Origin of the sequence: Streptomyces sp. SID3212 (assembly GCF_009865405.1) — a bacterium.
In the GTDB taxonomy this organism is placed as follows: Bacteria; Actinomycetota; Actinomycetes; order Streptomycetales; family Streptomycetaceae; genus Streptomyces.
The window spans coordinates 1-11,442 of the sequence record NZ_WWJY01000389.1 but is presented as its reverse complement, the minus strand read 5'-3'; the positions used below and the strand labels follow the sequence as shown (position 1 = coordinate 11,442).

Here is an 11,442-nt window from a genome sequence, read left to right as displayed (position 1 = left end):
CCCATCGCCGCCAGCGCCCGCGCCGCCGCCGGCCGCCGCGCGAGATGCCGCAGCCCGTCCCCGAGCCCCCGTACGGTGGACGCCACCGCCGCACCGAACCGCGGCCGGTCCGGCGCCCGTTCGGGGCCCAGCAGTTCCCGCGCCATCAGGAGCGAGGCGAGCGCCGCACAGAGATAGAGGACAGCGCCCAGCAGCACCACCGCGGTGGCGGAGTCCAGAACCGTCAGCCGTACGAGGAAGGCCAGGCCGCCCCCGGCGGTCGCGGCCAGCGTCCCGGCCGTGGGGGAAAGGGAGTTGGCGACCACCAGGCGCTCCGCGTCCACCACCCGGGGCAGGGCGGCCGAGAGCCCCGCGAGAACGAACCGGTTGACCGCCGTCACCGACAGCGCCGAGACGTAGAACAGCCAGTCGGGCACCTGCGCCAGGATCAGCAGAGCCGTACAGCCGGCCAGCAGGGCCCGCAGCAGGTTCCCGTACAGGAACACCTGCCGGCGCTGCCAGCGGTCCAGCAGCACACCCGCGAACGGGCCGATCAGGGAGTACGGCAGCAGCAGCACCGCCATCGTGGAGGCGATCGCGGTCGGCGAGGTCTGCTTCTCGGGGGAGAAGACCACATAGGTGGCGAGCGCGACCTGGAAGACACCGTCGGCGGCCTGCGAGAGCAGACGGACGGTCAGCAGGCGGCGGAAATCACCGAGGCGCAGAAGTACGCGCAGATCACCCACGACGGACATGGAGCCAGCGTCACACACCCGCCGGTGACACAGAAGGGACAGGCGGCACAGAAGAGGAGGGTCACCGGGCCGGCGGCCTGGTGACCCTCCTCGATCGTTCGATCGTGCTCGAACGGCTCCCGCGAAACGCGGGGTTCTACTTGTCGACCTCGCCGCGGATGAACTTCTCGACGTTCTCACGGGCCTCGTCGTCGAAGTACTGCACCGGCGGGGACTTCATGAAGTACGACGACGCCGAGAGGATCGGGCCGCCGATCCCGCGGTCCTTGGCGATCTTCGCGGCGCGCACGGCGTCGATGATGACACCCGCGGAGTTCGGGGAGTCCCAGACCTCCAGCTTGTACTCCAGGTTCAGCGGAACGTCGCCGAAGGCGCGGCCTTCGAGGCGGACGTACGCCCACTTGCGGTCGTCGAGCCACGCCACGTAGTCCGACGGGCCGATGTGGACGTTGTCGGCGCCCAGGTCACGGTCGCGGATCTGGGAGGTGACCGCCTGCGTCTTGGAGATCTTCTTCGACTCCAGGCGCTCACGCTCCAGCATGTTCTTGAAGTCCATGTTGCCGCCGACGTTCAGCTGCATCGTGCGGTCCAGGACAACGCCCCGGTCCTCGAAGAGCTTCGCCATCACGCGGTGCGTGATGGTCGCGCCGACCTGGGACTTGATGTCGTCGCCGACGATCGGGACCCCGGCCTCGGTGAACTTGTCCGCCCACTCCTTCGTACCGGCGATGAAGACCGGGAGGGCGTTGACGAAGGCGACCTTGGCGTCGATGGCGCACTGCGCGTAGTACTTCGCCGCGGCCTCGGAACCCACGGGCAGGTAGCAGACGAGAACGTCCACCTGCCGGTCCCTGAGGGTCTGGACGATGTCGGCCGGCTCGTCGCCGGACTCCTCGATCGTCTCGCGGTAGTACTTGCCCAGGCCGTCCAGCGTGTGGCCACGCTGCACGGTGACGCCGCTGGAGGGCACGTCACAGATCTTGATGGTGTTGTTCTCGCTGGCGCCGATGGCGTCCGCGAGGTCGAGGCCGACCTTCTTCGCGTCGACATCGAAGGCGGCGACGAACTCGACGTCCCGCACGTGGTACTCGCCGAACTGGACGTGCATCAGACCCGGGACCTTGCCCGCCGGGTCGGCGTCCTTGTAGAACTCGACGCCCTGCACCAGCGAGGCGGCGCAGTTGCCCACGCCGACGATGGCTACGCGAACCGAACCCATTCCGCTTGCTCCCTGTGATCTCAGTGTTCTGATGAGCCCGCGAAGATGCGGGATCTCATGTGGCCGTGTCGGCGGACGGATCCGGCGGGGTGCCGCGACCCGGGGGCGTACCCCCGGGAGACGCGGTGTCCCGGTGCCGGGGCAGGCCGTCCGCCTCCACGGATGTCTCTTGCCGCTCAGCGGGGTCCCCGGGGCCCGACCGTCGCCGGTCCGTCCCCGCCCGCTCGCTCTCGATGAGCTCGTTCAGCCAGCGCACCTCGCGCTCCACGGACTCCATGCCGTGGCGCTGAAGCTCGAGCGTGTAGTCGTCGAGGCGCTCGCGCGTACGGGACAGGGAGGCGCTCATCTTCTCCAGACGCTCCTCCAGCCGGCTGCGGCGGCCTTCCAGCACGCGCATCCGCACCTCGCGCTCCGTCTGGCCGAAGAAGGCGAACCGAGCCGCGAAGTGCTCGTCCTCCCAGGCGTCGGGACCGGTGTGCGACAGGAGCTCCTCGAAGTGCTCCTTGCCCGCCGCCGTGAGGCGGTAGACGATTTTCGCCCGGCGGCCCGCCAGGGACGCGGCCAGCGCGTCCTCCGGAGCACTCCCCGGCTCCTCGATCAACCAGCCGCTCGCGACCAGCGTCTTGAGACACGGATAGAGCGTCCCGTAACTGAACGCCCGGAAGATCCCCAGCGAGGTGTTGAGCCGTTTCCGCAGCTCATAGCCGTGCATGGGGGACTCACGGAGAAGACCGAGGACGGCGAACTCAAGGATGCCCGAGCGTCTGCTCACCCTTCGCCTCCTCCGTCGTTCAGGACCCTTATGCCGTACTGATGTATCGACTCGATACATCACGACGATAGAGGGGAGATGCTCCTGCGACAAGAGGGGACATGGTGAACGGCGTCACATCCTTAATTCTCATCGAGCAACTTGCCTGGTTTGGCATGAACTTCAGCTCTCGGAGGGGTTTGACCGTGCGTAGTCTGTGCGGCATGCAGACCACCGGGGACCCTGGGGTGCGAGTGAACGCCAAGCCACTCGGCCCACCGGATGCATGGCGGATGAGCCCGACACCGGGCCCATCCGTATTGAGGTCGGGGGTACCGGAACTCAACTGCCGCTTCCAGGCGTATGCGCCTGCCCGAGGAGTAGTCGTTCGATGAGCGAGCACCGTCGCAAATCGCCACAGTCGCAAGGTGGCGGACGTGCCGCGGCCAGGCGTGCGGCCCAGCAGCCGTCCGGCCGTCGCGCGGATCATTCCCGTGGAGCCGATTCGGCCGTCCCCTCCGACGCGTACGAGGAGGAGCGCCCCGCCGGGGGCCGCGCCGAGGCCAGGCGCGCCTCGCAGCGCGGCAGCCGGCGCGCCGGACATCCGGAAGGACCACCCGGCCGCGGCCGGGGCGGCCCGCCGGGCAAGAAGCGCATCATCGACTATCCGCGCCACGACAAGTACGGCTGGCGACGCTGGACCCCCTCCTGGAAGCTGACCACCGGTCTCTTCCTGGCGTTCTGCGCCTCCCTCATGGGGGCCGCGTCGATCGCGTACGCCATGGTGAAGACGCCGAGCATCGTCGACACCGCGGTGGCCCAGAACAACGTCTACTACTGGGCCGACGGCACCCAGATGGCGGCCACCGGTGGTGAGGTCAACCGGCAGATCCTCGACTACTCCGAGATCCCGATGGAGATGCAGGAGGCGGTGGTCGCCGCCGAGAACAAGACGTTCTGGGAGGACTCCGGCGTCGACCCCAAGGGCATCGCCCGCGCCTTCGTGAACATGGCCAAGGGCGGCGAGACGCAGGGTGGCTCCACCATCACCCAGCAGTTCGTCAAGAACGCGGTCCTCAACGACCAGAACCAGACCCTGAGCCGCAAGTTCAAGGAGTTGTTCATCTCCATCAAGGTGGGCAACGAGTGGGGCAAGAAGAAGATCATGGCGGGGTACCTGAACTCCTCCTACTACGGACGTGGCGCCTTCGGTCTCCAGGCCGCCGCCCGTACGTACTACGGAGTCGACGCGAAGGACCTGAACTCCAGCCAGTGCGCCTTCCTCGCCACGCTCCTCAAGGGCGCGACGTACTACGACCCGGCCGGCGCCACGGAGTACGACTCCGCCGCCACCCCCGAGGCCAACCTCAAGCGGGCATCTGACCGCTGGTCGGGCATCCTCGACGAGCTGGTGGCCGAGAAGAAGCTCACCCCGGCGGAGCGCGCCAAGTTCTCCAAGTTCCCCATGCCCGACCCGCTGAAGAAGAACGACAAGCTGGGCGGCCAGACCGGATACCTGGTCGACCTCGCCAAGTCGTACGTCCTGAACAACACCGACCTCGGCATCGACGCGAAGACGCTGTCCGCGGGCGGCTACGAGATCCACACGACCTTCGAGAAGGACAAGGTCGCGGCTCTCGACAAGGCCGTCAGCAAGGTCTACGACGCGAAGATCGACCCGAAGAAGCGTCCGGACACCGACACCCACGTCCAGTTCGGCGGCGCCTCCATCGACAACGAGACGGGCGCGATCCTCGCCATCTACGGTGGCCAGGACGCCACCAAGCACTTCACCAACAACGCCAACGAGACCGGCGCCCAGGTCGGATCGACCTTCAAGCCGTTCGTGCTGGCCGCGGCGATGGAGGACGGAGTGCAGGACCCCAAGGGGTCCGGGAAGCGCACGATCGTCGCGCCGGACAAGACGATCTACAACGGCGACAACAAGCTCAAGATCAAGAGATTCGACGGTTCCATCTGGACCGACAAAGAGGGCAACGAGTGGCGTCAGACCAACGACGGCGGTGAGTCGTTCGGCCCCATCGACCTGCGCGAAGCCATGAAGAAGTCCGCCAACTCCCCCTACGTACAGCTCGGCATGGACGTCGGCATCCCACAGGTGAGGCAGGCCGCCATCAGCGCGGGCCTGCTGAACAACGCTTCCATGAACCACAACGACGTCCCGTCGTTCTCCATCGGCATCTCCACGCCGAGCGCCATCCGCATGGCCGGCGCCTACTCCACCTTCGCGTCCAGCGGCAAGCAGCGGGACCCGTACTCCGTGGAGAAGGTCGTCCAGAAGGGCCGGGCCGTCTACACCCACGAGGGCAGCACCAAGTCCGCCTTCTCGGCACCGGTCGCGGATACCGTCACGGACATCCTCAAGACCGTCGTGGAGGACGGCACAGGAACCAACGCCCAGCTCCCGGGCCACCAGGTCGCCGGCAAGACCGGCACCACCGACGGCAACAAGTCGGCCTGGTTCGTGGGCTACACCAAGCAGATCTCCACCGCGGTCGACATGTACCGGCTCGACGACGACGCGACGAACACGGACCGCAAGTTCGAGGAGATGTTCGGCACCGGTGGGGAGGAGAAGATCCACGGAGCCTCCTTCCCCTCCACCATCTGGCGCGACTACATGATGGAAGCCATGAAGGGCAAGAAGGCCCTGCCCTTCCCCAAGCCCGAACCCCTCGGTGACGCCTGGTACGGCGGCGGCGCCAGCCCCAGCCCCACCCCCAGCGAAACCGCCTCGCCCAGCGAGAGCCCCTCCGAGAGCCCCAGCGAAACCCCCTCGGAGACCCCGAGCGAAACCCCCTCCGAAGAACCCTCCCCCTCCGACACCTGCACCAGGCTCTTCGGCTGCGGTGACAACAACGGCGGCCAGAACGGCGGCGGCGACAACGGGGGCGGCAACAACGGAGGCGGCAACAACGGCGGGCAGAACGGCGGCAACACCGGAACCCCGTCCACGACCACCTCACCCCCCGGTGACCCCGGTGGCGGTGGCAACGGCGGCGGCGACGGAGGCATCTTCGGCGGCCAGCAGGGCTGACCACCGCCCCGGGACCGGCCGGCAGGGCTGACCGCCCCCAGGCCGACCACCCCGGGGCCCACCGCCCCCACCACCCCGGCAGCGCCCACGAGGGCCGCCGCACCCCCGTACCCACCCGGTACGCGCGGGTACGGCGGCCCTCGCCGCGTCACAGGGCCGTACGGCAGGATGGGCGCCATGCCCAGCGCAGAAGAGACCACCGTGCACCAGGACCGACCGGTCGTCGCCCCCACCCGGCGCGACGAGATCGCCGCCGCAGGCAGCGAACTGATCGGCGGCCCCGCCGGGCGCTGGGCCTGGCACGGCAGCAGCCGCCTCACCCCCGTCCGCGTCATCGCGCTCGTCGCGATCGGCATGTTCGCCCTCGGCATGGCCCAGAAGATGCCCTGCTACGACTGGGCGTGGTTCCGGGGCGCCACCTCGCAGTACACACACGCCTGCTACTCGGACATCCCGCACCTCTACGTAGGACGCGGCTTCTCCGACAACCTCGTCCCGTACTTCGACCGCCTCAACGGCGACATGCAGTACCTGGAGTACCCCGTCCTGACGGGACTCTTCATGGAGGTCGCCTCCTGGCTCACCCCCGGCGGCTCCATGCAGTACCGCGAGCAGATGTACTGGATGGTCAACGCGGGCATGCTCATGATCTGCGCCGCCGTCATCGCCGTCTGCACCGCGCGCGTCCACCGCCGCCGCCCCTGGGACGCCCTGCTCGTCGCCCTCGCGCCCGCCTTCGCGCTCACCGCGACCATCAACTGGGACCTGCTCGCCGTCGCGCTCACCGCCGCCGCCATGCTCATGTGGTCCCGCTCCAGGCCCCTGGCCTTCGGCATCCTCATCGGCCTCGCGACCGCCGCCAAGCTCTACCCCGTCCTGCTCCTGGGGCCCCTGCTCTTCCTCTGCTGGCGGGCCGGGAAATTCCGGGAGTTCACCACCGCCGCCCTCGGCGCCGCCGGCTCCTGGCTCGCCGTCAACCTCCCCGTGATGCTGCTCGCCCCCCAGGGATGGCAGAAGTTCTACACGTTCAGCCAGGAACGCGGCATCGACTTCGGATCCTTCTGGCTGGTCATCACCCAGCGCACCGGCCGCCCCATCAACATCGAGACCGTCAACACCGCCGCGACGCTCCTCGTCGCCCTCGGCTGCGCGGCGATCGGCGCACTCACGATGATGGCCCCGCGACGCCCGCGCTTCGCGCAGCTCGCCTTCCTCGTCGTCGCCGTCTTCATCCTCACCAACAAGGTCTACTCACCGCAGTACGTCCTGTGGCTCGTCCCCCTCGCCGCCCTGGCCCGCCCCCGCTGGCGCGACTTCCTGATCTGGCAGGCCTGCGAGGTCATGTACTTCCTGGGCATCTGGATGTACCTCGCCTACACGATGAGCGGCGACAGCCACAAGGGACTCCCCACCGAGGGCTACCAGCTCGCCATCGCCCTGCACGTCGCCGGGACCCTCTACCTGTGCGCGATGGTCGTACGCGACATCCTGCTGCCCGAACGGGACGGCGTACGGGCCGACGGCTCCGACGACCCCTCCGGCGGAGTCCTGGACGGGGCACAGGACGTACACGCGCTCGGACTTCCCGCCCGGTCCCCGTACGACGGCATCCCGGCGACGGACGGGCCGCGGGTCGACTGGGGAGCCCCGCCGCCGGACACGGAGACCGCGGGACGGCCGTCAGAGGGCGCCTGAAGGGTTACGAGGGGTCCGTACGGCCTATGTGGTCCGTACGGCCTATCTACGGCCGGGGTACGGCTCCGGGCCCGGCGTACCGCCTCCGGCCCCCGCGTACCGCCTCCGGGCCCGGCGTACGGCCTCGGAAGCCCGCCGTACGCCCCTCAAGGCCTCTCAGGCCCCGGTACGGCCCCCAGGCACACCCAGGGGCCACCAGCATCAGCGATCCACGATCCGGTCGAACTGCGTCGTCGTGTGCCGCAGATGCGCCACCAGCTCCGCACCCACCCGCGGCTCCTGCGCGTCCGACGGCACGAACAGGATCGACACCTGCATGTGCGGCGGCTCCGCGAACCACCGCTGCTTCCCGTCCCACACGAACGGCGACAGATTCCGGTTCACCGTCGCCAGACCCGCCCGCGCCACCCCCTTGGCCCGCGGCATCACCCCGTGCAACGCCTTCGGAGCCTCCAGCCCCACCCCGTGCGACGTCCCGCCGGCCACCACCACCAGCCAGCCGTCCGACGCCGCCTTCTGCTGCCGGTAACCGAACCGGTCACCCTTCGAGACACGCGTCACGTCCAGCACCGCGCCCCGGTACTCCGTCGCCTCGTGATCCCCCAGCCACAGCCGCGTCCCGATCCGCGCCCGGAAACGCGTCTGCGGGAACTGCTGCTGCAACCGCGTCAGCTCCTCCGCCCGCAGATGACTGACGAACATCGTGTGCAACGGCAACCGCGCCGCACGCAACCGGTCCATCCAGCCGATGACCTCCTCGACCGCGTCGGAACCGTCCGTACGGTCCAGCGGGAGATGCAGGGCGAAACCCTCCAGCCGCACGTCCTCGATGGCCGCGTGCAACTGGCCCAGCTCCTCCTCCTTCACCCCGTGACGCTTCATCGAACTCATGCACTCGATGACCACACGGGCACCCACCAGGGCGAACACCCCGTCCACGGAAGAGACCGAACGCACCACCCGGTCAGGCAGCGGAACCGGCTCCTCCCCCCGCCGGAACGGCGTCAGAACGAGCAGGTCGCCACTGAACCAGTCCTTGATCCGGGCGGCCTCGTAAATGGTCCCGACAGCGAGCATGTCGGAACCGAAGCGGGTCGTCTCGTCCGCGAGACGCTCATGACTGAAGCCGTAGCCATTGCCCTTGCACACCGGGACAAGCCCCGGGAACTGATCGATGACCGACTTCTGATGCGCCCGCCAGCGCGCGGTGTCGACGTAGAGAGAGAGCGCCATGCCGGGCCGGAACCTTTCTCGTGGCAGCGGTGTAAGAAGGAAAGGATAGGGAGAAACTTGGCAATCCCGGCGGCTTCACGGAAAACTCCGCCCGCCCGCCGGCACGGTCAGCGACGCGACATGTAGATGTCGAGCGCCTTGTGCAACAACTTGTTCAACGGGAAGTCCCACTCCCCGATGTACTCGACGGCCTCGCCACCGGTACCCACCTTGAACTGGATCAGACCGAACAGATGATCCGTCTCGTCCAGCGAATCCGAGATCCCCCGCAGGTCGTAGACCGTCGCACCCATCGCGTACGCGTCGCGCAACATCCGCCACTGCATCGCGTTCGACGGCCTCACCTCACGCTTGTGGTTCGCCGACGCCCCGTACGAGTACCAGACATGCCCCCCGACGATCAGCATCGTCGCCGCCGCCACGTTCTCACCCTCGTGACGCGCGAAGTACAGCCGCATACGATTCGGGTCCTCGGTGTTCAGGACACTCCACATACGCTGGAAGTACGAGAGCGGCCGCGGCCGGAAATGATCACGCTCCGCGGTGATCTCGTACAGCCGCTGCCACTCCTCCAGATCCTCGTAACCACCCTGGACCACATCGACACCGGCCTTCTCGGCCTTCTTGATATTCCGCCGCCACAACTGGTTGAAGCCCTTGAGGACATCGTCCAGCGAACGATTCGCCAACGGCACCTGGAAGACGTACCGAGGCTGTACGTCACCGAAACCGGCACCGCCGTCCTCCGCCTGCTGCCAGCCCATCTTCCGCAACCGGTCCGACACCTCGAACGCGCGCGGCTCGATGTGCGTCGCCTCCACATCACGCAGCCGCTTCACATCCGGGTCCTGAATACCCGACTTGATCGCACCCGCGTCCCACCGGCGGATCACCACCGGCGGCCCCATCTTCACCGAGAACGCGCCCTGGTGCTTCAGATGCGCCAGCATCGGCTGCATCCACTCGTCCAGATTCGGCGCGTGCCAGTTCAGCACAGGACCCTCCGGCAGATACGCCAGATACCGCTTGATCTTCGGCAACTGCCGATACAACACCAGCCCGACACCGACGAGTTGACCGTCCTTGTCGAACCAGCCCAGGTTCTCCGAACGCCACTCCGTCTTCACGTCGGCCCAAGCCGGGACCTGGCAATGACTCGCCGCGGGCAGGCTCTGGATGTACGCCAGATGCTGCTCACGACTGATGGTCCTCAGGGTCAGGCTCATGCGGGGCGCTCCTCGGCAGGTGTGTCCCCATGGATACAGGGGCTCCGGCTCTCGCGCCGAAGCCTACTGCGCCCGTGAAGCGCCCCGACTGGCCGTGCGGTGGAGCGACGGCCGGCCGTGCCGTGGAGCGGCCCGTCAGCCGATCACCCCGCCGAACAGACCACCGTGCGCCATCCCGATGTAGAAACCGACCGCCGAAGCCCCCAATCCCAGGACCGCAAGAAAACGCTCACGCGTGGTCACCGAGATGAACTGAGCGCAACCCCCCGCGAGCAGCCCCACCAGCCCCGCCCACGACGTGAGCAGATGCAGATTGTGGAAGAACGCGGTGGTCACCGCCAGCACACCCAGCACCCACGCCACCGCGATCAGGCTGTCCTGGAGCGGATGAGGCTTGCCGTCCGTCGAGAAGAGGGAACGGGCCGAGTTCGGTCGCATTGCCTGTGCCATGAGGCACCTCCTGGCTTTGCCGGAAGGCGGCGCACGCCAGCGCCGCACACACCCGATGTGTACAGATTGTGCCCACCCGGGACCGGATTTCAACCGGAAGCCGCTCTGCGGGTAGTCTGTACGGTCTGCACCGGTGTCTGCCCAGGCCAGAACACGATCCCCCGCTCACCGAGCCGGATTGTCAGTGGCGGCCGATACCGTTGCTACGCATCACGACCCTCCTGCCACGGAACGACCGTGGCCGCTGAGTCCAAAGGAGGTGGGTTCCACATGCGTCACTACGAAGTGATGGTCATCCTCGACCCCGATCTCGAGGAGCGCGCTGTCTCCCCGCTGATCGAGAACTTCCTCTCCGTCGTCCGCGAGGGCAACGGAAAGGTCGAAAAGGTCGACACCTGGGGCCGTCGTCGTCTCTCTTACGAGATCAAGAAGAAGCCCGAGGGCATCTACTCGGTCATCGATCTGCAGGCAGAGCCCGCGATCGTCAAGGAGCTCGACCGACAGATGAACCTGAACGAGTCGGTCCTCCGGACCAAGGTCCTCCGCCCCGAGACCCACTGAGCACCTAGCTCACACGTCATCGGGTTCGAGTAGCAGCAGCAAGCAGCCAGAAGCAATCCCCGCCGAGAGGTTCACCCATGGCAGGCGAGACCGTCATCACGGTCGTCGGCAATCTCGTCGACGACCCCGAGCTGCGCTTCACCCCGTCCGGTGCGGCGGTCGCGAAGTTCCGTGTCGCGTCCACACCCCGCATCTTCGACCGGCAGACCAACGAGTGGAAGGACGGCGAAGGCCTGTTCCTCACCTGCTCGGTCTGGCGTCAGGCGGCGGAGAACGTCGCGGAGTCGCTCCAGCGAGGCATGCGCGTCGTCGTGCAGGGCCGGCTGAAGCAGCGGTCCTACGAAGACCGTGAGGGCGTCAAGCGCACGGTCTACGAGCTGGACGTCGAAGAAGTCGGCCCCAGCCTCAAGAGCGCCACGGCCAAGGTCACCAAGACCACCGGCCGCGGCGGTCAGGGCCAGGGCGGGTACGGCGGCGGCGGTGGCGGCGGCCAGCAGGGCGGCGGCAGCTGGGGC

Annotated in this window: 10 protein-coding genes; 4 read left to right on the top strand and 6 right to left on the bottom strand. The window is 67.8% G+C overall.

What is annotated here, in order from left to right:
• The 3 genes from GT042_RS11625 to GT042_RS11615 form a co-directional block, all read right to left on the bottom strand.
• Positions 1 to 734, bottom strand: a 734-nt coding sequence (locus GT042_RS11625) for an MFS transporter (RefSeq protein ID WP_161308638.1), incomplete at its 3' end; no start/stop codon positions are given.
• A 136-nt stretch (positions 735 to 870) separates the two neighbouring features.
• The gene (locus GT042_RS11620) at positions 871 to 1,953 is read right to left on the bottom strand and encodes an inositol-3-phosphate synthase (protein WP_161308637.1); all 1,083 of its coding nucleotides are present in this window, start codon (positions 1,951 to 1,953) and stop codon (positions 871 to 873) included.
• A gap of 55 nt (positions 1,954 to 2,008) precedes the next feature.
• Positions 2,009 to 2,725, bottom strand: coding sequence for a helix-turn-helix transcriptional regulator (locus GT042_RS11615; protein WP_161308636.1), 717 nt, complete (start codon positions 2,723 to 2,725; stop codon positions 2,009 to 2,011).
• A 370-nt stretch (positions 2,726 to 3,095) separates the two neighbouring features.
• Here GT042_RS11615 and GT042_RS11610 point away from each other — a divergent pair, with 370 nt between their 5' ends.
• Entirely contained in the window at positions 3,096 to 5,762 is a 2,667-nt protein-coding gene (locus GT042_RS11610; protein ID WP_161308635.1) for a transglycosylase domain-containing protein, read from the top strand.
• Between the two features lie 177 nt (positions 5,763 to 5,939).
• On the top strand, positions 5,940 to 7,457 hold the full coding sequence (locus tag GT042_RS11605) for a glycosyltransferase 87 family protein (RefSeq protein WP_161308634.1): 1,518 nt from the start codon (positions 5,940 to 5,942) through the stop codon (positions 7,455 to 7,457).
• A gap of 201 nt (positions 7,458 to 7,658) precedes the next feature.
• On the opposite strand, the gene GT042_RS11600 is transcribed toward GT042_RS11605, so the two are convergent.
• The 3 genes from GT042_RS11600 to GT042_RS11590 all read right to left on the bottom strand — a co-directional run bounded on the left by GT042_RS11600 (position 7,659) and on the right by GT042_RS11590 (position 10,366).
• Entirely contained in the window at positions 7,659 to 8,690 is a 1,032-nt protein-coding gene (locus GT042_RS11600; protein ID WP_161308633.1) for an alanine racemase, read from the bottom strand.
• 107 nt (positions 8,691 to 8,797) lie between these two features.
• Positions 8,798 to 9,916, bottom strand: a complete 1,119-nt coding sequence (locus GT042_RS11595; protein ID WP_161308632.1) for a peptidoglycan bridge formation glycyltransferase FemA/FemB family protein — start codon at positions 9,914 to 9,916, stop codon at positions 8,798 to 8,800.
• A gap of 135 nt (positions 9,917 to 10,051) precedes the next feature.
• Positions 10,052 to 10,366: a hypothetical protein gene (locus GT042_RS11590; RefSeq protein ID WP_161308631.1), complete on the bottom strand. Its 315-nt coding sequence runs from the start codon at positions 10,364 to 10,366 to the stop codon at positions 10,052 to 10,054.
• A gap of 270 nt (positions 10,367 to 10,636) precedes the next feature.
• On the opposite strand from GT042_RS11590, the gene rpsF reads away from it, so the two are divergent.
• Both rpsF and GT042_RS11580 read left to right on the top strand, forming a co-directional pair.
• Positions 10,637 to 10,927, top strand: coding sequence for a 30S ribosomal protein S6 (gene rpsF, locus GT042_RS11585; RefSeq protein WP_073787253.1), 291 nt, complete (start codon positions 10,637 to 10,639; stop codon positions 10,925 to 10,927).
• A 77-nt stretch (positions 10,928 to 11,004) separates the two neighbouring features.
• Positions 11,005 to 11,442 (top strand): single-stranded DNA-binding protein (locus tag GT042_RS11580; protein WP_161308630.1); only part of this gene is annotated, 438 nt, incomplete at its 3' end.

Excerpts from the sequence above, each read along its gene's own strand:
- GT042_RS11610 (WP_161308635.1), top strand. The coding sequence starts at position 3,096 with ATGAGCGAGCACCGTCGCAAATCGCCACAGTCGCAAGGTGGCGGACGT.
- rpsF (WP_073787253.1), top strand. The coding sequence starts at position 10,637 with ATGCGTCACTACGAAGTGATGGTCATCCTCGACCCCGATCTCGAGGAG.
- GT042_RS11595 (WP_161308632.1), bottom strand. The coding sequence starts at position 9,916 with ATGAGCCTGACCCTGAGGACCATCAGTCGTGAGCAGCATCTGGCGTAC.
- GT042_RS11590 (WP_161308631.1), bottom strand. The coding sequence starts at position 10,366 with ATGGCACAGGCAATGCGACCGAACTCGGCCCGTTCCCTCTTCTCGACG.
- GT042_RS11620 (WP_161308637.1), bottom strand. The coding sequence starts at position 1,953 with ATGGGTTCGGTTCGCGTAGCCATCGTCGGCGTGGGCAACTGCGCCGCC.
- GT042_RS11600 (WP_161308633.1), bottom strand. The coding sequence starts at position 8,690 with ATGGCGCTCTCTCTCTACGTCGACACCGCGCGCTGGCGGGCGCATCAG.
- GT042_RS11605 (WP_161308634.1), top strand. The coding sequence starts at position 5,940 with ATGCCCAGCGCAGAAGAGACCACCGTGCACCAGGACCGACCGGTCGTC.